Origin of the sequence: Stenotrophomonas sp. Sm2128 (assembly GCF_030985535.1) — a bacterium.
Classification (GTDB): domain Bacteria; phylum Pseudomonadota; class Gammaproteobacteria; order Xanthomonadales; family Xanthomonadaceae; genus Stenotrophomonas; species Stenotrophomonas maltophilia.
The window spans coordinates 23,425-46,616 of the sequence record NZ_JAPTFQ010000017.1; the positions used below are offsets into that span (position 1 = coordinate 23,425).

Below are 23,192 nucleotides of genomic sequence, written 5' to 3' on the forward strand. Positions count from 1 at the left end.
CCCCTGATCCCGAGGCCCGCCTAGTGCGGGCCTTCGCATTTCTGGAGCACACCATGCAAATCTACGTTGCCTGCCTTGCCTCATATAACGCTGGCGTCCTGCACGGCGAGTGGATCGACTTGGAGGGACGCGACGCCGACGACGTGCGCGATGAGATTGCCCGCATCCTGCGCGAGTCGCCGCACCCGAACGTGACCGTTGATTGCCCGGATTGCGGCGGTACTGGAACCACATACGTCCCCCGAGTATTCGGCGGGGCGGAATGCACGGCGTGTGGCGGAAGCGGCAAGGTCGCCAGCGCCGAGGAGTGGGCCGTCCACGACTACGACGACGTGTTCGGGGATACCTGGGGCGAGCACCCCGACCTGGACAAGCTGTGCGCATTGCAAGAGCGGCTGGACGAGTTGCACAACGACACCGAACGCGCTGCCTACACGGCCTTCTGCGACCACGAGGGCCTCGACGATGTGACCGTGGAGCAGTTCCACGAAGCCTACGTGGGCCAGTTCGATAGCTGGGCCGACTTTGCCGAGAACTATGTGGACGAATCGGGGCTTCTCCACGGCGTGCCCGACGCCCTCTCCCGCTACTTCGACTACGAGAGCTATGGCCGCGACATTCGGCTCAACGGTGACGCGTTTGAGGTGAGCGGCTTCTACTTCTGGAGCCGCTAACGCCGCTTCCGCAAGACCCTGCGCCAATACAGGTATGTGCGATGCGCCGGCACCGAGCTAGTCCACACCCATACGACTAGGTGAAGGGCCGTAATGGCGACTTCTACGCGGGGGTCAATCATCGAACGGTCCTTGGGGTCGGGAGTGGCGATCACGCCCTTCAGCCCTAATCATAAGGCCAATCTCGATATTTGGCACTCATTGTTCCATTTGTAGCACTTGCATAACAGGAGACTTACATATGCGTAACGCAGATTTCACCGCAAACTCGACCCTGGTGATCGTCAACGTGGCCCTCCGCGTCCACCAGTTCGGCCCGTTCTTGGTATTCGAGCGGGAGGTTTTGGTCCTGCATGAACGGACCTACGAGGTGCCCGAATGATTCGGACCATCAATTTCGACCATAACGAGAAGCGCGGCGCTCTCCGCGCGATGCTCGGCCTACTCAACGAGCGCGTCCAGTTCTCGGTCGTCCCCGAGGACTGTGGCTGGCGGGTGTCGTATCCGGTCCCACCCGCGGCCCCAACGGAGACCCCGCGGCCATGACTTCACTGCACCAGTCGGGATCAATCTCTCCCGTGGTACTTGATTCCTACGGACGCGCCATCATTGTGGCCTGTAGTCTGCCCGACGGCAGCGTCATGCTGTCGGGCTGCGCATCCGCAGACGACCAGGGGGGCGTTCTCAGTCTATGAGTACGGTGAGACGGACAATAGCCAGCGCGGTAGTCCGCGTAGGGCAAGGACTGTTTTTTGCATCCGTGGTCGGGGCCATTGTGACCCTGGCGGCGATGCTGGCACTACCGTTCTTAAAACACTGAAACGTAAGACCTTTTTGTGGAGCGCAGCCGGGGGTGGCGGCGCATTACAACGCCGTGAGCAGGGGACAGGACGGCCCCTTCGCAGGGCAGAAGTACCTGGACCTGTTCGTGAAAGCCTTTGGATATGAGATCGGAATCGACCCCTCCCCCACGCCTTGGCAGCGTGGTTTCTGGATGGACAAAATTGGCAAGAATGCCATCAACATTGGCTTGGGCCTTGTAATCCTTACATTGCGGCTCCAAGATAGACCCTGATGGTTTCCCAAGGGGGAACCATCCCCTTACGGAAAATGAGCGCACCATGAATCTCTCGCAGAAAGAACTGACGGCCATTCTCACAACCGCACTGTCAGCCTTCCGGGAAGAGATCGACGAGGACATCACCGCCACCCGCATCCTCACCCTACTCGCCGTTGTGGACGAGCCGGGCATTCAGCAGGTGGACCTTGAGCGCGTCCTCGGCGGACTCTCTCCCTCCGCAGTGAGCCGCAATGTGCTCGACCTGTCGTCTATCAAGCGTAACCGCGAGCCGGGGCCTGACTTCCTAGAGCAGCGCCCTGATCCCGCCTACCGTAAGCGCAACCTGATCTTCCCGACGACCAAGGCGCTGCACTGGCTGGCTTCGCTCGCAGAACGTGTCAACCGCAAGGTGACGGCGCGCGTCGCAGCCGCCTAACCCCCAACACCCCGTTGTGCCCCGAGGCCCGCCTAGTGCGGGCCTTTTTCATTTCTGGAGATACACATGGCCCTTCGCCTCAAAGGGACCGCGCCCAAGCCGGGTGCGCCCGATAAGCGCTACTACATGCTCGACGTGCAGGAGGGATACCGGCGCGTGCGCTTGTCCACCGGCACCCGCGACCGCGTGGCAGCCGAGCGCAAGGAGCAGGCGGTCCTCGACGCCCTGCGCGACGACCCCGAGATTGCAGAGGACGCGCTGCGGGAGCTGATTCGGGGCAAGTCCCGGTCGGTGCAGATGGCCGTGGCGAAGGCCAAGGTCCGCCAGCGCACCCTCAAGGACGCGATGGACGACGCGCTGGACGACCGCAACTTTTGGGGCAAGCTCCGGTCCATCGACACCGTGCGTACCAACTGCAAGGTGGTCCAGAGCTACCTGGGCGAGGAAACGCCCATCAACGACATCACGCAGGCCGCGGTCAACGACATGGCGCAGCGCATGCTCGCCGACAAGGCGGCTCCCGCCACCGTGAACCGCAAGATGCAGTGCCTCCTTGCCCTACTGAAACGCGAGAGGAAGGCCGGCCGGTTCTTGGGAGAGCTGCCCGAGTACAGCTTGGCCGACGAGAGGGACAACGCACGCACGTTCGTCCTGAACGTTGAGGACGAGGAATTGATCCTGGCGCGGCTGCTGGAGTGGGACACGCTCCCGAACGGCCCTGCCGGAGGGCACCCACGGGTGCGCGACGGGGCGGACTACCGCGACCTGTTCGTGTGCCTCGCCGACCTGGGCTGCCGCATGAGCCAGGCCATCGGCATCCGGTGGTCCGAAGTAGTCGATCAGGGCGGAAGGCTCCACGTCCGCTTCTGGCGGCACGCTACGCTCAAGAAGGGGCGTCCCCGCACCCTACCCTGCACCGCCCGTGTCGCCGAGGTTCTACAGCGGCGCAAGGACGCCCTGGCGGCCACATCGGACGGCCCCTTCACGATGCTCAATCGCACGCGCGCCGACCGGCTGTGGCAATGGGCCATCAAGGGGACACATCTCGCTTCCGAGAAGGAGTGCGTACCGCATGCGCTCCGCCATACGTGCGCCACTCGGCTGCTGCTGGCGACCGGCAACATCAAGCTCGTGCAGGAGTGGCTCGGACACCGCGACATCCAGACCACCTCAGCGGTCTACGCGAAGGTACTGGCCGAGCAATCGCTCCAAGGCATGTCTGCACTGGAGCAGTTCCGCCTCCCAGCCGCCTCGAACGGAACAGGTGACGTTCCGAGACAGGGATCAATTGCCAAAGCGGGAATCCAATAGGACAACTGACCGTCGCCAGCTTATTTTTCAATCACTTAGGCAATCTGTGCTCGGCCAGATGGTGCGAAAGGCGGGACTCGAACCCGCACGAGGTCACCCTCACTGGAACCTAAATCCAGGGCGTCTACCAATTCCGCCACTTTCGCGTGGCCGGCACAGGCGTTCATTGTCGCAGGCGCCGGCTGGAATCGGAAGGCCTGCACAAAACTGAACATGACAGGCGGGCACATCGTCCGCGCCAAAGGCCGTCCCGAAAGTCAGGCGACCGTTCGGGACGGCAGCCACTCAGTGTTTCGCCGCGGCAGGGGGCGCAGATGCGTCAGCGCCCTGCCCAGCCGCATCCACCTTGCGGATGTCCACGCCACCATCATCGGTGCGACGCAGGTCCACAGCCTCGCTGGCGGCCCCACCCTCCGCCAGCGATGCCGGCTGCGCGACTCCGGCGATCGGGCGCGCCGGAACGGCCCCGGTGCCCGCATCGCGCTCGACCGTCTTCGCCGGGTCACTGCCAGGTGCGCAGGCCATCAGCGCCAGCAACGCGAAAGGAACCCACGCCATCCGGCACAGTCGGTTGATATCGGTCATCAGCTTCTTCCTTCTTACATGCGCCCTCGGCGCGGAAGATCCATTGGGTGCGATGAAAGAGGCAATGCGGTGAGAAGCAGCGCACAGCATTGAGAACACTGATGACGCACATGCCCCTGGTTTCAGCACCGCTTCAGTAGATCCGCGCCATGCGCCGCTTCAGTAGATCCACGCCATGCGTGGATGAAGCGCAACCCGGCAAACAGGCAAGAAAAAAGCCACTTGGCGAACCAAGTGGCTTTCGTCTGGTGGGCTGTCAAGGATTCGAACCTTGGACCTATTGATTAAGAGTCAACTGCTCTACCAACTGAGCTAACAGCCCGAAATCGGGGCGCGAATTATGACCCGATCCGCTCGGTGGGTGCAAGCACTTTTTTCAACATCGTTGAAACCAGCGCTGCAGTCCCGTTGCCGCTGCAGAGCCCCGCCAGGCGGAGCGCTTCAGCGCGTGATCCATCGAAATGACGGGCTCACACTTATAAGAAAAAAGCCACCTGGCGTACCAGGTGGCTTCTGTCTTGGTGGGCCGTCAAGGATTCGAACCTTGGACCTATTGATTAAGAGTCAACTGCTCTACCAACTGAGCTAACGGCCCGTGAAACTCAGACGCACATTGTAGCGTGCATTCTGTTTATTGCAATACCGCTCCGGCGCGCCGATACGGTTGAAACAGTGGGGTGGCTGAGGGGATTCGAACCCCCGACCACCGGAATCACAATCCGGTACTCTAACCAACTGAGCTACAGCCACCACTGAAACTTCTGCTCCCCTGCCGATGCTGCCAGCAGTGGAACCTGATGCGTTGCGACCGGGTGGGACCAGAAGGCCGTCCCCTGAAGCGAGTCCGGCATTTTCCGGGAGTCGCGAAGGAATTGCAAGCATTTCTTAACATTGATGTGCCGGTCGCCATTCCGGCCCGCGTCGCGCTGCGCACGCGCCCGCCTCAGCGCCGATCCTCATCCAGCAGTGACTTGAACAGATCGGCCGACGGCATCTGCGAAAGCGGGATTTCCGCCATCTTGAACCACTGCGTCGGCGCTTCCGGATGGGGTCCCGACAGCACCACCCTGCCCTTCCCGTGGCGATACGACGCAGCCGCAATGTCGCCATTGGTGTAGCGGGAAATCACCTTGAACCCTTGGTCGCGTGGCGCCTTGGGCAGGTAGGGACCGTCCTGGAAGTACACCGTCTGGCGACGCCCGTCCCAGACGACGGGAATCACGGCATCGTCTTCATCCTGTACCGGGAATCCCGGCCTGCCGGCCTCGGCGTCCAGGTCCTGCGCCAGCAGGCCCAGATGCGATGCACCGGCCAGGTAGGCCCCCATGCATAGGCCGATGTAGGTTCCGCCTGCATCGACGAAACGACGGATGACTGCCACCCCCTCTTCGCCCACCGCCGCCATCGCGGCGTCGATGTCCTGCCCGCCCCCCGGCTGCACATAGGCCCGGTAGCGCGACGTGGCCAGCGAATCGACATCGACGGCCTCGCCCGGGCCGACGAATACCACGTGATAGTCCGGACGCGAACGATGGATGGCCTGTTCGACGGCCGCCGAACACCCTGGGCAACCGGCCTCGCCGCGGTAGACCGCAATCACGGGGGCGTTGGCGGACGCCTGCACGGCAAGCCCCAGGCCCATCGCCAGCAGCAGACAGCGCGATCGCGCAACGGTGTTCATCAAGGGATGGCTCAGCGCAGTCACCCCGGCATGGGGCAGGCCGACTATGCCTCGGCCACGACGGACCAGATTGAATGCGCGCCAACACAGCGCAGGACCAGGCAGAGGCCGGTAACAACAGGACCTGCAGGAGATGGGTGAAATGGCGCGCCCGACAGGAATCGAACCTGTAACCGCCGGCTTAGAAGGCCGGTGCTCTATCCAGTTGAGCTACGGGCGCCCGGACCGGAACGGTGTCCAATCCGACGTGATGTGGGATTGGTCGGGGTAGAGGGATTCGAACCCCCGACATCCTGCTCCCAAAGCAGGCGCGCTACCAGACTGCGCTATACCCCGGTCTTGCAATCCCCTCGGGCCAGGCCCGGGGAGCTGGTCATTGTGGCCAAGCGCATCATGAACTGTCAACGCGGGCGACTCGAACCCGACGCCTGGCACGGCACCACGTGCAGCCATCGGCTATGCTCCCGGTCATCGGCCGGATGGCCGTCCAGCCCCTCATCCGCACGGAGAACACGCATGCGCAGCGGCAACCCGGCTCTTTCCGAGTCGACCTTCCTCGACCTCGCCAGCGGCTCGGTGGTGACCAGCCCCGACCAGGTGATGACCCTCAACGGCACCGCCAACAAGACCGGCATCCTGCTGTTGTTGACCGTGCTGACCGCGGCGTTCGCCTGGAGCCAGGCGGTCGACGAGTACGGCCAGATTTCCGGCAGCGCGAGCCTGTACGCCATCGGTGGCGCGATCGGCGGCCTGGTGCTGGCATTGATCACCATCTTCAAGAAGGAATGGTCGCCGGTCACCGCGCCGATGTACGCGCTGGTCGAAGGCCTGTTCCTGGGCGCCGTGTCGGCGCTGTTCAACATGAAATACCCGGGTATCGTGTTCCAGGCCGTACTGCTGACCTTCGGCACCCTGGCCGCCCTGCTGGTCGCGTACCGCAGCGGCGTGATCAAGGCCACCGAGAACTTCAAGATGGGCGTGGTCGCCGCCACCGGCGGCATCGCCCTGCTCTACCTGGCATCGTTCGTGCTGGGCTTTTTCAACATCAACGTGCCGGTGATCCATGACTCCAGCTGGCTGGCCATCGCTTTCAGCCTGTTCGTGGTGGTCGTGGCCGCATTGAACCTTGTACTGGACTTCGACTTCATCGAGACCGGCGTGGCCCAGCGCGCGCCGAAGTACATGGAGTGGTATGGCGCATTCGGCCTGATGGTGACCCTGGTCTGGCTGTATGTGGAGTTCCTGCGCCTGCTGTCGAAGATCCAGCAGCGCTGAGTCGGAACATGCCATAGACGACAAAGGGCGCCTCTCGTGGCGCCCTTTTTCGTTCCTCCCTCAGCGCGCCAGCAGCGTCGGCAGCGACGAAGCCAGCAACGCAATGCCTGATGCGGTCAGCAGGCCCAGTACGACCTGCCTGAAGCGCAGCTCGCTGATGCCGATGTAGACGCGCGCGCCCAGCAGGGTCGGCACCAGCATGGCTGGCGCCACGATGGCGAAGTACGGGAGCATCTGCCGGCTCACCAGGCCACTGCCGACATAGGTGGCCATGGTCACCGCCAGCATGGCCAGATTGAAGTTCTGGATGACCGCGCGCTGCTCGTGCTTGCCGAAGCCGCGCAGCGTGCTCCACAACGTCGGCACCGGCCCGGCGAAGCCGCCGATGCCGCTGAGCACGCCACCGGCCATGCCAGCAATCGCATCACCGATACGGCCGCCAACGCGGACCGGAGGCAACGAGCGCGCCATCAGCATCACCGGGCACCACAACGCCAGGAAGCCGCCCAAAAGCGCCTTGAACCAGTCCATGTCCAGCTGCGGCAGCACCATCACGCCCAGCGGGACGCCGGCCAACCCACCCAGCACGAACGGCAGCAGCAGGCGCAGGTTGAAACCGCGGCGCACGGTGAACACCGCGACCAGCTGGCCGACCAGCGCGCCGAACACCGACAGCGTGGCCGCCAGTCGCGGCTCCAGCCCCCATGCCCAGAACGACATCGCCACCATGCCAAAGGCGAAGCCCGACAGACCCTGCACGAATCCGGCGACGATCGCGCCCAGTGCGACCAGCAGATACACCGACTCCATCACCACCTCGGCTGCAACCGCGCGACTACCCTGCCGCGCCCACCTGTGCAGCGTAGTGCGCCGCAAGGTGCTCGACCAGCGCACGCACTTTCGGCGCCAGCGCACGTGCATGCGGATACAGCGCGAAGTAGTGCCGCTGTCCGGCGTGCCAGGCCGGCAGCACACGGATCAAACGACCGGCGCGTAGGTCTTCCTGCACCGTCAGTGCGGTGAACAGGCTGATGCCCATGCCAGCCAACGCGGCGGCGTACAACGCCGGCGTCGCATCCACCCGCAGGCGTTGCCCGGCCTCGACGCTCGCACTGGCACCGCGCGGCCCCTGCAACTGCCAGGGCGGCATTGACGGCGTGGGACTGAAGCCCAGCAGCGTGTGCTGCGCGAGATCCGATGCCTGACGCGGCAGGCCATGACGCGCCAGGTAGGCTGGCGCGGCCACCAGGATGCGAGGGCAGCTGGCCAGTTCACGTGCGACCAGCTGGCTGTCCGGCAACGCATGCGCGATGCGCAGGGCCAGGTCAAACGCACCACCGACGACATCGACCAGCTGATCATCGGCCGACAGATCCAACGAGACGTGCGGGTAACGCTGCAGGAACGACGGCAACCAATGCGGCAACTCCTGGCTGGCCACGACCTGCGGCACGCTGATGCGTACGCTGCCACTGGGTTGCGCCTGCCCGGCGCGGGCACGGTCGTCCGCCTCCTGCAGGCGGTCCAGCAGCGTTGCCGCCTCGCGGTAGTAGTCGCGCCCGGCCTCGGTCAATGACAGCCTGCGGCTGTTGCGATCGAGCAACCGCACCTGCAGATGCTCTTCCAGCTGCCGCAGCTGCCGTGACATCGCCGAGTGGGTGGTCCCCAGGCGTTCAGCGGCCGCGGTGAAACTGCCCGCGTCAACGATGGCGCGCAGCGCACGCAGGGCGGCGAAGTGATCCATCGGCAAGTGGCTCCACGTGGCGGGGCCCACGGCATGCGGGCCCCACCAGCTTATCAAGCGCCGTCGCTGGCCTTGCGCACCGGCAGCGCCAGGATCGCGTCGGTGCTCATGACATCACCGAAGGCGTCTTCGATCTGCGCCAGCGAGGCGTCATGCAGCGCGCGATGAGCGATGCGCTGGCCACCGGCCAGGTCCAGGTCGCGGCTGGCGCTGGCATCGGACGATACGATCACCCGGTAGCCGCGCGGAGCCGCCGCCGCGTCGCGCGCAGCACCGACCACACAGGCATGGGTCTGCAGGCCGGTGACGATCAGCGTGTCGATACCGGCATCCTTCAGCACCGTGTCGAGCACCGAGGCCGAGTTCCCAGCGAACACGCTGACGTTGTCCTTCTGCACCACGGTCTCACCCTTGCGCGGCTGCAGATCGCGATGGAAAGCGGCATTGACGCTGCCCTGCGCGAACAGCGGTGCGCCGGCCGGCAACACGTGCTGCACATGGATCACGCGGATGCCGTGGGCATCGGCGAACTCGACCACCCGCTTGGCCTGGCGCAGTGCGGCCACGCCATCGGGAATGACCATGCGGCCACCGGCATAGCCCTGTGCGGCCTTGGCATCGAAGTACTCGTTCTGGAAGTCGATCACCAGCACGGCGGTCTTCGCCGCATCCAGCGAGGCCGCGACCGGCGCGCCCGCCATATGGCGGATGGTGGGATGGGCCGGCTCGGCAGCAGTGACCGGCACGGTGGTGGCCATGCCGATCAAGCCGGCCAGGCCGAAGGTGGTGAGATTCATGGAGCGACGCCTGTGCAGTGGAAAGTGGGCACAGGATGAGGAGCGGATGGCGCACGAACCAGCCGTGCAACAGCACATGATCTGTGCGAGATGCGCACAGACAACCCCCTGTAGAGCCACCCCATGGGTGGCTGCGGACCAAAGCCACGCCATCCACGCATGGCGTGGATCTACGAGTCAGCCCACAACGCAACGGGGCGCCCGAAGGCGCCCCGCTGTGGATCCAACCGAGGTCGACCGGCCGCTTACAGGCGGCTGGCGATGGCCTGGGCAAAGCTCATGGTGGTGCCGGTACCGCCCAGGTCGCCGGTCAGCGAATCCTTGGCTTCCATGGTGGCCACGATGGCCTTGCGCAGGCGCTCGGCGTTTTCCGGCTGGCCGATATGGTCCAGCATCTGCGCGGCTGCCAGCAGCAGCGCACACGGATTGGCCTTGCCCTGGCCGGCGATGTCCGGCGCGGTGCCGTGCACGGCTTCGAAGATCGCCGCGTCCTTGCCGATGTTGGCACCCGGGGCCAGGCCCAGGCCGCCGACGAGGCCGGCGCACAGGTCGGAGATGATGTCGCCGAACAGGTTGGTCGTAACGATCACGTCGAACTGTTCCGGACGCATCACCAGCTGCATGCAGCAGTTGTCGACGATCATTTCCTGGAACTCGATCTCCGGGTACTGCGCGGCCACTTCACGGGCGACGTTCAGGAACAGGCCCGAGGTCGACTTGATGATGTTGGCCTTGTGCACAGCGGTGACCTTCTTGCGGCCGGTGCTCTTGGCCAGCTCGAAGGCGTAGCGCACGATGCGCTCGGAGCCCTTGCGGGTGATGCGGGTGCCGGAGAAGGCGGTTTCGCCGTCGGCCGACACTTCCTGGCCTTCGGCCAGGTACGCACCTTCGGTGTTCTCACGAACGGTGATCAGGTCGACGTTGTCGAAACGCGACTTGGTGTTCGGGAAGGTGTGGGCCGGACGCACGTTGGCGTACAGGTCGAAATGGCGGCGCAGGCTGACGTTGATCGAGGTGAAGCCACCACCGACCGGGGTGGTCAGCGGGCTCTTCAGCGCGACCTTGTTGCGCGCGATCGATTCCAGGGTCACCGCCGGCATCAGGTCGCCGTGCTTTTCCAGGGCCACCAGGCCGGCGTCGGCGTCTTCGTACTCCAGGCCAGTCTTGAGCTGGTCGAGCACGAACAGGGTGGCGTCCATGATTTCCGGGCCAATGCCGTCGCCGCGGATGACCGTAATTTTCTGCGTCATTGATCGATGTTCCGAACAGGGGGAAAAACGCCGTCCGGACGTGCCCGGAAACGCCGGCGCAAAGGAAGTTTCACCCGCAATTATGCCTTAGCCGGGGGCGGCTACCCAAGTAGACCATGGTCCTGACCCCGGCAAAGGCAGAATTGCCCGCGCATTCTTCCTCTACCCCCGCCTGTCGGCGCGCCCCTTCAACAAGAAGGGGCTCCTGGGCTGCTGGATCGCGGGACAGGCCCCCTCGCGGGCCCGGTAGTGCCGGCCGCTGGCCGGCAATCTCGGCCAGGTCGAGTTCAGGCGATGCCGGCCAGCGGCCGGCACTACCCTCAGTGCTCGTGCGCTGCCGGAGCGCTGGCGCCGCCTTCCAGCTGGTCGAGGAAGTCGACCGCGCGGCGCAGGTGCGGGATCACGATGGAACCGCCGACCACCAGGCCGACCGAGAAGGTCTCGAAGAACTCTTCACGGGTCACGCCGGCGTCCTTGCACTGGGCGACGTGGTAGCTGATGCAGTCGTCGCAGCGCAGCACCATCGAGGCCACCAGGCCCAGCAGTTCCTTGGTCTTCACGTCCAGCGCGCCGGCCTGGTAGGTCTGCGTGTCCAGTGCGAAGAAGCGCCGCACCACCTGGTTCGGTTCGCCCAGGATGCGTTCGTTCATGCGCTTGCGGAAGTCGGTGAATTCGGCGATGCGGTCCTTGCTGCCGTCGTCGGCCGCGCTCATGCCTGGCCCTGCCCGGCCAGCAGCGGCTCGAGCTTGCCTTCACGGTGCAGGGCCATCATGTCGTCGTAGCCGCCCACGTGGACGTCGCCGACGAAGATCTGCGGCACGCTGGTGCGGCGGGTCAGTGCCATCATCTTCTCGCGCTCGGCCGGGTCCAGGTCGATGCGGACCTCGGTCCACTGCTGGCCCTTGCTCTTCAGGAAGTTCTTGGCGGCCACGCAATACGGGCAGACGGCGGTGGAATAGATGGTGATGGCGGGGGCGCCGCCGGCGGTCTGGGCTGTCACGGGAAACTCCACGATGGATCGACGGTCTACATATGGTACCGGTGCGCTGGAAATTCCACGCCACCGCCGCAACACTGTGGGTTAACGAATGGTTGCCCCCTGCCCTGCCACGCTTGGCGCGCCCTGCCCGAGGACCTTCCGCTTGCGAGCCCTGCTGCTGACTACCGCCGTTACCCTGGCCCTGGCCATGCCGCTGGCCCAGGCCCAGGAGAAGCTGCCCGACATCGGCTCCTCGGCCGGCGAGCTGCTGACCCCGGCGCGCCAGGCCGAGTACGGCGCGATGATGCTGCGCGAGCTGCGCAACTATGGCTACCTGCTGGATGACCCGCTGGTCAACGACTGGCTGCAGACCATGGGCACCCGGCTTGGCTCCAACAGCGACCAGCCGCGCCAGCCCTACACGTTCTTCGTGATGAAGGACCGCCAGATCAACGCCTTCGCCACGCTGGGCGGCTATATCGGGGTCAATGCCGGCCTGGTGCTGACCGCCGAGCGCGAGGACGAGGTGGCTGCAGTGCTGTCGCACGAAATCGCCCACGTCACCCAGCAGCACGTGCTGCGCGGGGTCGAACGCGCCCAGCGCGACCAGATACCGATCCTGCTCGGCATGCTGGCGGCGGTGGTGGCCGCGCAGGCCAGCAACAGCACCTCCTCCGGCAACGCGACGATGGCCGCGATCAGCTCCGGCATGGGCCTGATGCAGCAGCGGCAGATCAACTACACCCGCTCCAACGAATCGGAGGCCGACCGCCTCGGCATCCGCACCCTGTCGCGCAGCGGCTACGACGTGGATGCCATGGCCGGCTTCTTCGAGCGCATGTCGGCGGCGATGCGCGGCAACGAGGGCGGCTACAGCGTGCCCGAGTTCCTGCGCACCCATCCGGTCAACATCACCCGCATCAGCGAGGCCAAGGCCCGCGCCGAGCAGATGAAGAAGGACACGGTGCTGCTGACCACCAGCACCCCCAGCGGCGAACGCAAGGAGCGGGTGAATCCGGCCGACCCGGGCCTGGCCGAGCCGCTGCTGCGCGGAAACAACCCCTTGCTGCCCAGCAGCGTGCTGCGCGTTCCGGTCGGCCAGCTGGCCCGTGGCGCCAGCGGCGACTTCGAGTGGGCACGCGAGCGCCTGCGCGTGCTGAGCGCCGATTCCACCGCCGAGCTGGAGCGCGAATACGCGGACATGGCCAAGCGGCAGAAGGACGGTCTCAACGACGCCCAGCGCTATGGCCAGGCGCTGGCGGTCATGCGCGGCGGCCGCAGCGGTGCCACGCAGGCCCGGCAGACCCTGGCCAGCCTGCTGCAGACCCGCCCGGACAACCTGTGGCTGGCACTGGGGCTGGGCGAGGCCGAATCGCGTGCCGGGCTGGGCGCGCAGGCCAACACCCGTTTCGAGCAGCTGCTGCGCGAGCACCCCAACAGCCGGCCCGTGGCCCTGACCTACGCCGAGATCCTGAACGAACAGGGCACCCGCGAGGCGGGCCAGCGCGCGCAGGCCATGCTGCGGCCCCTGCTGTCGCAAAGTGGTAACGATCCGGTCTTCCAGCAGCGATACGCCCGCGCCAGCGAGCTGGCCGGTGACAGCGTGCGCGCGAGCGAGGCCTATGCCGAGGCCGCCTTCCTCAGCGGCCGCCCGGAGCAATCGCTGATGCAGCTGCAGGCCCTCAAGCGCAACCCGGCGCTGGACTACGTGGGCCGGGCGCGGGTGGATGCGCGCATCGAGGCGATCACCCCCACCGTGCTGGAGCTGCGCCGCCAGGGCGTGCAGGACCCGGACCTGGACCGCCGCTGAGTGCTGCGTGACCGGTCGATGGCAATCCCGACCGGTTCCGGCTAGGCAGTCACAAACATGTCATCAAACCGTAGTCTACTGGCACCACTCCAGTAACCGAGCCCTACGGTGTCCTCGTGCAGAAACGCATCCTGATCGTCGATGACGAGCCCGCGATCCGTGAAATGGTCGCCTTCGCCCTGCGCAAGGGCGATTACGAGCCGGTCCACGCCGGCGATGCCCGTGAGGCCCAGACCGCCATCGCCGATCGCGTCCCCGACCTGATCCTGCTGGACTGGATGCTGCCCGGCACCAGCGGCCTGGACCTGGCCCGCCGCTGGCGCAAGGAAACGCTGACCCGCGAAGTGCCGATCATCATGCTGACCGCCCGCGGTGAAGAGAACGACCGCGTAGGTGGCCTTGAAGCCGGCGTCGACGACTATGTGGTCAAGCCGTTCTCGGCGCGCGAACTGCTGGCCCGCATCCGTGCGGTCATGCGCCGCGCCCGCGAAGACGACGAGGACGGCAGCGTGGCCGTCGGCCCGATCCGCATCGACGGCGCCGCCCATCGCGTGTTCGCCAACGACCAGCCGGTGCCGATCGGCCCGACCGAGTACCGCCTGCTGCACTTCTTCATGACCCACCCCGAGCGCGTCTACACCCGCGCCCAGCTGCTGGACCATGTATGGGGCGGCAGCGTGTACGTGGAGGAGCGCACCATCGACGTGCACATCCGCCGCCTGCGCAAGACGCTGGAACCGTTCAACGCCGAGAACATGGTGCAGACCGTGCGCGGCGCCGGCTACCGCTTCTCCACCGCGACCTGAGTCTCGTCGTGCCGACGCCGCGCACCCGCGGGTGCCGGTGCCGGCAACTCTGCTATAACCCTCGGTTCACCCCAGTGAACCGCCGCACTTCAACGACGAGATCGCAATGCCCCGCCACATCCGCTCTGCCTGGTTGAAGACCCTGGCCACCGTTGCCGCGGTACTGCTGTTCTCCGGACTGGTGGGGTGGTTCACGGGTCACCTGTGGCTGTGCATCGCACTGGGCGCGCTGGCCACCCTGGCCTGGCATTACTGGCGGCTGCGCAGCGTGCTGCGCCGGCTGACCGCGCGCCAGCGCTGGGACACCGCCGAGGAAGGCACCGGCGTCTGGAACGAGCTGGACCGCCTGCTGTACCGCAACCAGGTGGAAATGCGCGTTCGCAAGCGCCGCCTGCTCGACATGCTGCGCAGCTACCGCGCCGCTGCCGCCGCGCTGCCCGATGCCGTGGTGGTGCTGGACCGCAACAGCCAGCGCGTGCAGTGGTTCAACGAGGCGGCCACCGCCCTGCTTGGCCTGCATCATCCGGGCGACCTCGGCGAGGCGCTGGTCGAACGCCTGCAGCCGATGCCGCTGGCGCACTGGCTGGCCGGCGGCCGCAACGCCGAGCCGATCCTGGACGTGCCCTCACCGGTCGATCCTGCGATCCGCCTGAACCTGCGACTGATTCCGTATTCTTCGGACTACTGGCTGCTGATCGCCCGCGACGTCAGCAAGCTGCTGCGCCTGGAACAGGTGCGCCGCGACTTCGTCGCCAACGTTTCACACGAACTGCGCACGCCGCTCACCGTGGTCCACGGTTACCTGGACATGATGGACCCGGAGGATTTCCCGGGCACCGGTCCGATGCTGGAAGAAATGCGCAAGCAGAGCCAGCGCATGGCCCAGCTGGTGGAAGACCTGCTGACCCTGTCGCGGCTGGAATCGCAGGAGCACAGCGAGGAAGAGACCGTCGCCATGCAGCCGATGCTGGCCACACTACGCCGCGAGGCCGAAGCGCACAGCCAGGGCCGCCACCAGATCAGCATCGACGATCTGGCCGGCGTCGACCTGCAGGGTTCCACCAAGGAGCTGCACAGCGCCTTCTCCAACCTGGTCACCAATGCGGTGCGCTATACGCCGGCCGGTGGCCGCATCGCCGTGGAGTTCCGCCGCGAAGGCGATGGCGCGGTGCTGGCGGTGCGCGATTCCGGTTACGGCATCCCGGCTTCCCACCTGCCACGCCTGACCGAACGTTTCTACCGTGTCTCCAGCAGCCGCTCCCGCGAAAGCGGCGGTACCGGCCTGGGCCTGTCCATCGTCAAGCACATCCTCGGCCTGCACCACGCGCGGCTGGAGATTGAAAGCGAGGTCGGCAAGGGCTCGGTGTTTTCCTGCCATTTCGATGCCGACCACGTGCGCCCGCGCGAGTCCGCCCCCCTGACTTCCATCGAAGAATGACGCCATGAGCAGCCTCGGATCCCTCCCCCTCCCCGTGAGCCCGGACAACGATCCGTTGCGCGACCCGGCGCTCTACATCAACCGCGAACTGTCGCAGCTGGATTTCAACTTCCGCGTGCTGGCGCAGGCGATGGATCCGCAGGTGCCGCTGCTGGAGCGCCTGCGCTTCATGTGCATCTCCTGCACCAACCTGGACGAGTTCTTCGAGATCCGCGCCGCCGCCGTCCGCCACGCGCAGGAATTCGGCCTGCCACCGGCACCGGACGGGATGAGTCCGCAGGCGATCCTCAACGCCATCCACGACCGCGCGGCACAACTGGTCGACCAGCAGTACCGCTGCTGGAACGAGACGCTGCGCCCGGCGCTGATGGAGGCCGGCATCGGCGTGCTCGGCCGCCACTCCTGGACCGATCGGCAGAGGCGCTGGCTGCGCGCCTATTTCCGCAACGAGATCATGCCGGTGCTGTCGCCGCTGGGCCTGGACCCGGTGCACCCGTTCCCGAAGATCCTCAACAAGTCGCTGAACATCGTGGTGGTGCTGAAGGGTACCGACGCGTTCGGCCGCGCCGGCCATCTGGCCATCGTGCGTGCGCCACGCTCGCTGCCGCGCATCATCCAGCTGCCGGAGAAGCTCGGCGGGTCGCAGAATTTCGTGTTCCTGTCCTCGGTGCTGTCCACCTTCGTCGATGAGCTGTTCCCGGGCATGGAAGTCCAGGGAGCCTACCAGTTCCGCGTCACCCGCAATTCCGAGCTGGTGGTGGACGAGGAGGAGGTGGAGAACCTGGCGCTGGCACTGCGCGACGAACTGGTCGATCGCGGCTACCGGCCGGCGGTGCGGCTGGAAATCGCGCAGGACATGCCGCGCGAGATCGTGCGTACCCTGCTGCAGAACTTCGGCCTGACCGAGAACGCGGTGTACCGCATCGACGGCCCGGTCAACCTCAACCGCATCATCCAGTTGTACGACCTGATCGCACAGCCGGACCTGAAGTACCCGCCAATGACCCCGCGCACGCTGCGCGACAGCGACGGCATCTTCGAGACCGCGGCGCGCCAGGACCTGCTGCTGCACCACCCGTTCGATGCTTTCACCGCGGTGCTGGACCTGATCCGGCAGGCGGCGATCGACCCCAACGTGCTGGCAATCAAGCAGACCCTGTACCGCACCGGCAAGGATTCGCTGATTGTCGATGCGCTGATCCAGGCTGCGCGCAACGGCAAGGACGTGACCGTGGTCGTTGAACTGCGCGCACGCTTCGACGAAGAGGCAAACCTGGGCCTGGCCGATCGCCTGCAGGAAGCGGGCGTGCAGGTGGTGTACGGCGTGGTCGGCTACAAGACCCACGCCAAGATGCTGCTGATCGTGCGCCGCGAGGGCCGCAAGCTGCGCCGCTATGTACATCTGGGCACCGGCAACTACCACAGCGGCACCGCCCGCGCGTACACCGACATCAGCCTGATCACCGCCGATGCGGACATCGGCAACGACGTGCACCTGCTGTTCCAGCAGCTGTCCGGGCTGGCCTCGAAGATGAAGCTCAAGCGCCTGCTGCAGTCGCCCTTCACCCTGCACACCGGCATCCTCGGCCGCATCGAGCGTGAAACGCGCATCGCCGCCGCCGGCCGCCCCGCGCGGATCATCGCCAAGATGAACGCGTTGAACGAACCGCAGGTGGTGCGCGCGCTGTACGCCGCCTCGCAGGCCGGCGTGCAGATCGACCTGATCATCCGCGGCGCCTGCACCCTGCGCCCGGGTGTGCCGGGCATCTCGGACAACATCCGCGTGCGCTCGATCGTCGGCCGCTTCCTGGAGCACAGCCGCGTCTACTGGTTCGGCAACGACGGCGCACCGGAGATGTACTGCGCCAGCGCCGACTGGCTGGAGCGCAACCTGCTGCGCCGGGTCGAGACCTGCTTCCCGATCCTCGACCCGGAGCTGGCCAAGCGGGTCTACCGCGAGGTGCTGCAGAACTATCTGGACGACAACCTCAACGCCTGGGAACTGGATGCCGACGGCATCTACCACAAGCGTGCCCCGGCGCACGACGAAGCCCCGCATTCTGCGCAGATGGCATTGATGCAGGGCCTCTGACCCGGTGTGTCGACCAAGGTCGACACCTACCAAGAGCAGTAGGCACCGATTTTGGGCGGGATAGGATCAGTGCCGACCAACGGTCGGCACCCACCATCAGATCGCAGAAATCTGTCAAAGGCGGGGTGGGTCCGCCATCCCACGGATACCCCGCTTTTGACGTTGACGGTGACGTTGCCTCTGCGGGTGCAGGGCGCAGCCCTGCCGCACTCCCCTCTTCCAAAATGTGAAGGCCGCGCGGTGACGAGCACACCGCCCCTTCGGCTAACATTCGCCCATGCCGCATACCACTACGACTCCGCCCGCATTGCAGGATGGCGACCTGCTGGCCGCCATCGACCTTGGCTCCAACAGTTTCCACATGGTCATCGCGCGCTACACGCTCGGCCAGCTGCGGGTGATCGACCGCCTGCGCGAGACCGTGCGCATGGCCGATGGCCTGGATGGCAAAGGTGGGCTCTCTTCCGCCGCACGGCAGCGCGCGCTGGAATGCCTGGCCCGTTTCGGCCAGCGCATCCGCAATGTGCCGCCGCACCGGGTACGCGCGCTGGCCACCAACACCGTACGCCAGCTGCGCTCGCCGCAGTCGTTCCTGGTCCCGGCCGAAACCGCGCTGGGGCATGCCATTGAAGTGGTCAGTGGCCGCGAAGAAGCGCGCCTGATCTACCTCGGCGTGGCCCACGCGCAACCGCCCAAGCCTGGCCAGCGCCGGCTGGTCATCGACATCGGCGGCGGCTCCACCGAATTCATCATCGGCATGGGCATGCAGACCCTGGAGCGTGAAAGCCTGCAGGCCGGCTGCATCGCCAGCACCCGCCGCTTCTTCCCCGGCGGCAAGCTGAGCAAGAAGCGCTGGAAGGACGCGCTGGCCGAGATCGGCCGCGAGTTCCAGCCCTTTGCCAGCAAGTACCGCGCACTGGGCTGGCAGGAAGCGCTCGGATCTTCGGGCACGCACAAGGCAATCAGCGAGATCTGCGCGACGATGAAGCTGAGCAAGGGCGCGATCACCGCCGAGGCCCTGCCCCAGCTGCGCGACGAGCTGCTGAAGGCCAAGAAGATCGACGACATCCAGTTGCCGGGCCTGTCCAGCGACCGCCGCCCGATCATCGCCGGCGGCATCCTGGTGCTGGAGGCCGCCTTCCAGGCCCTGGGCCTGCAGAAGCTGCTGGTCAGCAAGGCGGCGATGCGCGAAGGCATCCTGTACGACATCGTCGGCCGTGCCGGTGAGAACGACCTGCGCGACGAATCGGTGGCCGCGCTCAGCCAGCGCTACGGCATCGACACGGTACAGGCCGACCGCGTGCAGGACACCGCGCTGTCGCTGCTGGAGCAGGTGCAGGAACGCTGGAAACTCGATGCCGACGACGCACGCATGCTCGGCTGGGCCGCGCGCCTGCACGAGCTGGGCCTGATGATTGCCCACAGCGGCTACCACGTGCATGGCAGCTACGTGCTGGAACACTCGGACATCGCCGGCTTCTCGCGGCAGGAGCAGCAGATGCTGGCCGCACTGGTACGCAGCCATCGCCGCAGCGTGACCAAGACCGCGTTCGACGCCCTGCCCGAGCGCCTGCTGCTGACTGCACGCCGGTTGGCCGCCCTGCTGCGCCTGGCGGTACTGCTCAACCGCGCCCACGAGGACGATCCGCTGCCGGCATTGGAATTGACCGCGGACGACAACCGCCTGTCGCTGATCGTGCCGCAGGCCTTCATCGATGCGCGCCCGCTGCTCCGCGCCGACCTGATCGGCGAGACCGACGGCATCGCCGGGCTGGGCATCCAGTTCCGGCCGTTCGTGGCCTGATCCCTACGGCCAGGGCGGCACGTCATGACGCGTCGCCATAGGCCTGTTCCGCGCGTGTTCGACAAGCTGTTGAAGCTCTACGACCACGGCCCTTCGGAGCCGTGGTCTTTTCTGTTTCCGCGCAGGTTGTCGCTGCCTGCAATTGCCATGACGCTTTCAGTCCAGAGTCGGGACGAGGGTGCATCGTCCATCGCTCCGCCGTCGATCAGATCAATCGATTGATTCACTTCCGGTTTGTGCGGAAGCGTCATGCCGCTCCATGGCGATTTCGTCCTTTCCCCATACCTCTCCCTCTCCTCCTTCACTAGGTTCGAACAACCACCGCCTGCGGTGGCGTTGGCGCGGCCCGCTTGGCTGCGCACCGAAGACTTCGAAGACTGAGAGAGAGACACCCATGACCATCCGTATTCCCGCACTGGGGCTGGCGATCCGTCGTGCGCTTGCAATCACGGCGACCACAACCCTGGCCGTTCCAGCGCTCGCGCAGCAGGCACCGGAAGCCACCACGCTGGACCGCATCGAAATCACCGGCTCACGCATCCGCCAGGTCGACCTGGAAACCGCACAGCCGGTGCTGACCGTCAGCCGCGCCGACATCGAGCGACAGGGCTTCAACTCCGTTGCCGACATCCTGCAGAACCTGACCGCGACCGGCAGCCCGGCATTGAGCCGCGCCAGCCCGTTGAGCGCCGGCGAAGCCGCCGGCGGCAGCTACGTGAACATGCGTGGCCTCGGTGCGCAGCGCACCCTGGTGCTGGTCAACGGCAAGCGGCTGGGCATGACCACTTCGGGTTTTCAGGACATCTCCAGCATTCCTGCCGCTGCGGTGGAACGCATGGAAGTGCTCAAGGACGGTGCCTCGGCCATCTACGGGTCCGACGCGATGGCCGGCGTGGTGAACATCATCACCCGGCGCAACGTTCAGGGTGTAACCGCCAACGTCTACCACGGCCAATACAGTGAAGGCGACGGTGCCCGTACCCAGTACGACGTGGTTGCCGGCTGGTCCAATGACCGTGCTTCCATCAGCGTTGCTGCCGAGCATGTCGAAGAAAAGGGCGTCTGGGCCAGGGACCGCGGCTTCAGTGCCTATACCTATACCGACGGCCACGCGGATGACGGCTGGACCACGGTCGGCCAGTGGGGTCGCATCACCGGCTTCAAGGGCCCCGGCTGCAGCAACAGCCGGGGCTGCAGCTATTCGCTCGACCGTGGCAGCCAGCCGGGCGGGCCGGACAGCTTCCACCTCAGCGACAACACACCGTTCACCGGCGATGTCAGCAACAGCAACGAGCAGATGCATCTGCAGACGCCGATCAAGCGCGATTCGATCTTCGTCGATGCGCGCGTGGAGCTGAACGACCAGGTCCGTTTCAACACCCAGCTGGCCTACAACCGGCGCATCACCACTCGCCAGATTGCCGGCTATCCCTTCCAGTCCGGCCCAGCCGGCATCACCCCGATGTCGGCCGACAGCTGGTTCAATCCGTTCGGCAGCCATCACGGCTACGACACGCCCAGCGATGTGCACTGGAACCGTCGTACCTGGGAGATTCCTCGCGTCAGCACCAGCGATCTGACCACCTGGCAGGCCGTCGCGGCACTCGAGGGCAACTTCGAATTCGGCGGTCGCGACTTCGACTGGGAAGCGGGTTACCAGTACAACCGCAGTGAGCTGACCCAACGTGCCACCGGCAACCTGCACAAGCAGCGCGTGGCCGATGCCACCGGTCCTTCGTTCTACAACCCGGCAACCGGCAAGGTCGAATGCGGAACGCCGGATGCGCCGATCGCAGGCTGCAAACCCTGGAACCCGCTGGTTCCGTATGGCCAGGACGATCCCTATGGCCTGACCGGCAACACGGAGCTCCAGGACTGGCTATTCCCGGAAGAACTCACCCGCGGCCGCACCACCACCCGCAACCTGTTCGCCAACCTCAGCGGCAGCCTTGCCAGCCTGCCCGCCGGTGAGCTGGGCTTCGCCGTGGGGGCCGAGAGCCGCCGCGAGGACGGCCGCTTCATCCCCGATGCACTTGCGCAGACCGGTGCTACCACCAACCTGGCGGCAGGCCCCACCGGTGGTGGCTACCGCGTCGACGAAGCCTACCTGGAACTTAGCGTGCCGGTGCTGCGCGAGCTCGCCGGCGCCCGCGAACTGACCCTCAGCGCGGCGACGCGGTACTCGGACTACTCCACCTTCGGCGGAACCCTCAACAGCAAGTTCGGCTTCACCTGGAAGCCGATCGATCAGCTGCTGGTCCGCGGCACCTGGGCACAGGGCTTCCGTGCGCCGACCATCGCCAACCTGTACGGCGGCGGCTCGGAGACGTTCACCACCGGCTTCCGCGATCCCTGCGATACGGTCCATGGCGCAGCCGCGAGCAGTGCCGAGGTCCGCGCGCGCTGTGCTGCCGACATCGCCAACGCCGACACCTACCGCCAGCTCGGCCAGGGCAATGAACCCATCACCGGCAGCAGTGGGCAGACGCCCCTGCCCTTCACCAACGGCTCCAATCCCGACCTGCAGCCGGAAACTTCGACCAGCCGCACTCTGGGCCTGGTCTGGAGCCCGACGTTCGCCGAGGGGCTTCACATCGCACTGGACTGGTGGAAGATCCGCATCGACAACACCATCGTTTCCGACCATCCCAACGACATCCTCCGCGACTGCTACGAGCTGGGTATTGCCGAGCGCTGCAGCAGCTTCACCCGCGACCCGGAGCTGGGCATCGTCAACAAACTCAACTTCGGCAACCGCAACAGCGGCTTCCGCCAGGCAGAAGGCTACGACCTGGAGATCGGCCACAAGGTCGAAACCCGCTGGGGCAGGTTGAGCGCTGACTGGAAGTCCACCTATGTGGTCAACGCCGAAGAGAAGACCACCAACGAAGCCGGCGTACCGGCCATCCCCAGCAATGGCATTGCCACCAACGGCGGCATCGGCTTCCGCGTGCGCTCCAACGCGTCGCTGGGCTGGGAGCATGGCAATCTCGGCCTGACCTGGGGCCTGCGTTACTTCTCCGCCGTCAAGGAACGCTGCCTGGGTGCGGAGGATTATCCGAACGAGTGTTCCCACCCCGACCAGCGCGCGCCGTGGTTCAGCGGTACGCGCGACTACAACCGTCGTGGATCGGTCACCTTCCATGACGTGCAGGCGCGCTACAGCCTGCCGTGGGACGCCACCGTTTCGATCGGCGCCAACAACGTCTTTGGCCGCCAGGGCCCGGCCATGTACAGCCAGCCGAGTGCCAACTTCTCCTACTACGGTGGCTTCGACATCGGCCGTTTCATCTACATGAAATACCAGCAGCGCTTCTGATCCACGCACCACGCACGGTGCCCACCACGGCCCTTCGGGGCCGTGATGGCGTACGCTTTCGGCCGCGTCATCTGCCGGTCGCAAAGCGGTCACATCGGCTACATCGCCAGGCCCGAGCATGCCGGAAACCC

At 65.8% G+C, this 23,192-nt stretch carries 20 protein-coding genes and 6 tRNA genes; 11 read left to right on the forward strand and 15 right to left on the reverse strand.

Translation table 11 applies throughout. The annotated features are described in order from the left end of the window. The first annotated feature begins 53 nt into the window (after positions 1-53). From O0K41_RS07165 to O0K41_RS07180, 4 genes are all read left to right on the forward strand, one after another. On the forward strand, positions 54-674 hold the full coding sequence (locus tag O0K41_RS07165; RefSeq protein ID WP_032961789.1) for an antirestriction protein ArdA: 621 nt from the start codon (positions 54-56) through the stop codon (positions 672-674). Between the two features lie 241 nt (positions 675-915). Further along, entirely contained in the window at positions 916-1,056 is a 141-nt protein-coding gene (locus O0K41_RS07170) for a hypothetical protein (protein ID WP_005412379.1), read from the forward strand. A gap of 739 nt (positions 1,057-1,795) precedes the next feature. Next, positions 1,796-2,170: a hypothetical protein gene (locus O0K41_RS07175; protein WP_005412378.1), complete on the forward strand. Its 375-nt coding sequence runs from the start codon at positions 1,796-1,798 to the stop codon at positions 2,168-2,170. Between the two features lie 66 nt (positions 2,171-2,236). Then, positions 2,237-3,481, forward strand: coding sequence for a site-specific integrase (locus O0K41_RS07180; protein WP_049417433.1), 1,245 nt, complete (start codon positions 2,237-2,239; stop codon positions 3,479-3,481). 59 nt (positions 3,482-3,540) lie between these two features. On the opposite strand, the gene O0K41_RS07185 is transcribed toward O0K41_RS07180, so the two are convergent. The 8 genes from O0K41_RS07185 to O0K41_RS07220 all read right to left on the reverse strand — a co-directional run bounded on the left by O0K41_RS07185 (position 3,541) and on the right by O0K41_RS07220 (position 6,083). Further along, a tRNA-Leu gene (locus O0K41_RS07185) sits at positions 3,541-3,627 on the reverse strand. Positions 3,628-3,766: 139 nt separating this feature from the next. Beyond that, positions 3,767-4,066: a hypothetical protein gene (locus O0K41_RS07190; RefSeq protein ID WP_049433212.1), complete on the reverse strand. Its 300-nt coding sequence runs from the start codon at positions 4,064-4,066 to the stop codon at positions 3,767-3,769. A gap of 246 nt (positions 4,067-4,312) precedes the next feature. Further along, positions 4,313-4,388, reverse strand: a tRNA-Lys gene (locus O0K41_RS07195). Between the two features lie 197 nt (positions 4,389-4,585). Next, positions 4,586-4,661 (reverse strand) — tRNA-Lys (locus O0K41_RS07200). Positions 4,662-4,739: 78 nt separating this feature from the next. Next, positions 4,740-4,816 (reverse strand) — tRNA-His (locus O0K41_RS07205). Between the two features lie 193 nt (positions 4,817-5,009). Then, on the reverse strand, positions 5,010-5,747 hold the full coding sequence (locus tag O0K41_RS07210; RefSeq protein ID WP_149500750.1) for a BPL-N domain-containing protein: 738 nt from the start codon (positions 5,745-5,747) through the stop codon (positions 5,010-5,012). Between the two features lie 143 nt (positions 5,748-5,890). After that, positions 5,891-5,967: transfer RNA gene (locus O0K41_RS07215), tRNA-Arg, on the reverse strand. 39 nt (positions 5,968-6,006) lie between these two features. Then, positions 6,007-6,083 (reverse strand) — tRNA-Pro (locus O0K41_RS07220). A gap of 180 nt (positions 6,084-6,263) precedes the next feature. On the opposite strand from O0K41_RS07220, the gene O0K41_RS07225 reads away from it, so the two are divergent. Beyond that, the gene (locus O0K41_RS07225) at positions 6,264-7,022 is read left to right on the forward strand and encodes a Bax inhibitor-1/YccA family protein (RefSeq protein ID WP_164221381.1); all 759 of its coding nucleotides are present in this window, start codon (positions 6,264-6,266) and stop codon (positions 7,020-7,022) included. A gap of 60 nt (positions 7,023-7,082) precedes the next feature. On the opposite strand, the gene O0K41_RS07230 is transcribed toward O0K41_RS07225, so the two are convergent. The 6 genes from O0K41_RS07230 to grxC all read right to left on the reverse strand — a co-directional run bounded on the left by O0K41_RS07230 (position 7,083) and on the right by grxC (position 11,813). Next, positions 7,083-7,832, reverse strand: coding sequence for a sulfite exporter TauE/SafE family protein (locus O0K41_RS07230; protein ID WP_099605475.1), 750 nt, complete (start codon positions 7,830-7,832; stop codon positions 7,083-7,085). Between the two features lie 25 nt (positions 7,833-7,857). Beyond that, the gene (locus O0K41_RS07235) at positions 7,858-8,766 is read right to left on the reverse strand and encodes a LysR family transcriptional regulator (protein ID WP_049449907.1); all 909 of its coding nucleotides are present in this window, start codon (positions 8,764-8,766) and stop codon (positions 7,858-7,860) included. Positions 8,767-8,819: 53 nt separating this feature from the next. After that, positions 8,820-9,563 (reverse strand): cysteine hydrolase, encoded by a 744-nt coding sequence (locus O0K41_RS07240; protein ID WP_164221383.1) that lies wholly within the window; start codon positions 9,561-9,563, stop codon positions 8,820-8,822. Between the two features lie 245 nt (positions 9,564-9,808). Then, a complete protein-coding gene (locus tag O0K41_RS07245) occupies positions 9,809-10,813 on the reverse strand; it encodes an isocitrate dehydrogenase (RefSeq protein WP_005408261.1) in 1,005 nt (334 codons plus the stop codon). Positions 10,814-11,133: 320 nt separating this feature from the next. After that, a complete protein-coding gene (locus O0K41_RS07250) occupies positions 11,134-11,526 on the reverse strand; it encodes a carboxymuconolactone decarboxylase family protein (RefSeq protein WP_005412372.1) in 393 nt (130 codons plus the stop codon). Next, entirely contained in the window at positions 11,523-11,813 is a 291-nt protein-coding gene (gene grxC, locus O0K41_RS07255) for a glutaredoxin 3 (protein ID WP_004154541.1), read from the reverse strand. The genes O0K41_RS07250 and grxC overlap by 4 nt, the downstream gene beginning before the upstream one ends. A gap of 88 nt (positions 11,814-11,901) precedes the next feature. Between grxC and O0K41_RS07260 the strand changes: the two genes are divergently transcribed. The 5 genes from O0K41_RS07260 (at position 11,902) to ppx (ending at position 19,742) form a co-directional block, all read left to right on the forward strand. Continuing rightward, complete coding sequence (locus tag O0K41_RS07260) at positions 11,902-13,602, forward strand: M48 family metalloprotease (protein WP_171968790.1); 1,701 nt, start codon at positions 11,902-11,904, stop codon at positions 13,600-13,602. A gap of 116 nt (positions 13,603-13,718) precedes the next feature. After that, on the forward strand, positions 13,719-14,408 hold the full coding sequence (phoB, locus tag O0K41_RS07265) for a phosphate regulon transcriptional regulator PhoB (protein WP_005408258.1): 690 nt from the start codon (positions 13,719-13,721) through the stop codon (positions 14,406-14,408). A gap of 106 nt (positions 14,409-14,514) precedes the next feature. Continuing rightward, on the forward strand, positions 14,515-15,846 hold the full coding sequence (phoR, locus tag O0K41_RS07270; protein ID WP_005412369.1) for a phosphate regulon sensor histidine kinase PhoR: 1,332 nt from the start codon (positions 14,515-14,517) through the stop codon (positions 15,844-15,846). 4 nt (positions 15,847-15,850) lie between these two features. Continuing rightward, positions 15,851-17,938: a polyphosphate kinase 1 gene (gene ppk1 / locus O0K41_RS07275; RefSeq protein WP_005408256.1), complete on the forward strand. Its 2,088-nt coding sequence runs from the start codon at positions 15,851-15,853 to the stop codon at positions 17,936-17,938. Between the two features lie 277 nt (positions 17,939-18,215). Next, entirely contained in the window at positions 18,216-19,742 is a 1,527-nt protein-coding gene (ppx, locus tag O0K41_RS07280) for an exopolyphosphatase (protein WP_005408255.1), read from the forward strand. Between the two features lie 77 nt (positions 19,743-19,819). Here ppx and O0K41_RS07285 read toward each other — a convergent pair whose 3' ends face one another. After that, on the reverse strand, positions 19,820-19,993 hold the full coding sequence (locus tag O0K41_RS07285) for a hypothetical protein (RefSeq protein ID WP_164221385.1): 174 nt from the start codon (positions 19,991-19,993) through the stop codon (positions 19,820-19,822). 143 nt (positions 19,994-20,136) lie between these two features. Between O0K41_RS07285 and O0K41_RS07290 the strand changes: the two genes are divergently transcribed. Beyond that, positions 20,137-23,061 (forward strand): TonB-dependent receptor, encoded by a 2,925-nt coding sequence (locus tag O0K41_RS07290; protein ID WP_099605473.1) that lies wholly within the window; start codon positions 20,137-20,139, stop codon positions 23,059-23,061. The last annotated feature ends 131 nt before the right edge of the window (positions 23,062-23,192 follow it).

What these genes read in the sequence shown, in the direction of transcription:
- O0K41_RS07165 (WP_032961789.1), top strand. Translation starts at nt 54, where the DNA reads ATGCAAATCTACGTTGCCTGCCTTGCCTCATATAACGCTGGCGTCCTG.
- O0K41_RS07170 (WP_005412379.1), top strand. Translation starts at nt 916, where the DNA reads ATGCGTAACGCAGATTTCACCGCAAACTCGACCCTGGTGATCGTCAAC.
- O0K41_RS07175 (WP_005412378.1), top strand. Translation starts at nt 1,796, where the DNA reads ATGAATCTCTCGCAGAAAGAACTGACGGCCATTCTCACAACCGCACTG.
- O0K41_RS07180 (WP_049417433.1), top strand. Translation starts at nt 2,237, where the DNA reads ATGGCCCTTCGCCTCAAAGGGACCGCGCCCAAGCCGGGTGCGCCCGAT.
- O0K41_RS07190 (WP_049433212.1), bottom strand. Translation starts at nt 4,066, where the DNA reads ATGACCGATATCAACCGACTGTGCCGGATGGCGTGGGTTCCTTTCGCG.
- O0K41_RS07210 (WP_149500750.1), bottom strand. Translation starts at nt 5,747, where the DNA reads ATGAACACCGTTGCGCGATCGCGCTGTCTGCTGCTGGCGATGGGCCTG.
- O0K41_RS07225 (WP_164221381.1), top strand. Translation starts at nt 6,264, where the DNA reads ATGCGCAGCGGCAACCCGGCTCTTTCCGAGTCGACCTTCCTCGACCTC.
- O0K41_RS07230 (WP_099605475.1), bottom strand. Translation starts at nt 7,832, where the DNA reads ATGGAGTCGGTGTATCTGCTGGTCGCACTGGGCGCGATCGTCGCCGGA.
- O0K41_RS07235 (WP_049449907.1), bottom strand. Translation starts at nt 8,766, where the DNA reads ATGGATCACTTCGCCGCCCTGCGTGCGCTGCGCGCCATCGTTGACGCG.
- O0K41_RS07240 (WP_164221383.1), bottom strand. Translation starts at nt 9,563, where the DNA reads ATGAATCTCACCACCTTCGGCCTGGCCGGCTTGATCGGCATGGCCACC.
- O0K41_RS07245 (WP_005408261.1), bottom strand. Translation starts at nt 10,813, where the DNA reads ATGACGCAGAAAATTACGGTCATCCGCGGCGACGGCATTGGCCCGGAA.
- O0K41_RS07250 (WP_005412372.1), bottom strand. Translation starts at nt 11,526, where the DNA reads ATGAGCGCGGCCGACGACGGCAGCAAGGACCGCATCGCCGAATTCACC.
- O0K41_RS07260 (WP_171968790.1), top strand. Translation starts at nt 11,902, where the DNA reads ATGGTTGCCCCCTGCCCTGCCACGCTTGGCGCGCCCTGCCCGAGGACC.
- phoR (WP_005412369.1), top strand. Translation starts at nt 14,515, where the DNA reads ATGCCCCGCCACATCCGCTCTGCCTGGTTGAAGACCCTGGCCACCGTT.
- ppk1 (WP_005408256.1), top strand. Translation starts at nt 15,851, where the DNA reads ATGAGCAGCCTCGGATCCCTCCCCCTCCCCGTGAGCCCGGACAACGAT.
- ppx (WP_005408255.1), top strand. Translation starts at nt 18,216, where the DNA reads ATGCCGCATACCACTACGACTCCGCCCGCATTGCAGGATGGCGACCTG.
- O0K41_RS07285 (WP_164221385.1), bottom strand. Translation starts at nt 19,993, where the DNA reads ATGACGCTTCCGCACAAACCGGAAGTGAATCAATCGATTGATCTGATC.
- O0K41_RS07290 (WP_099605473.1), top strand. Translation starts at nt 20,137, where the DNA reads ATGACCATCCGTATTCCCGCACTGGGGCTGGCGATCCGTCGTGCGCTT.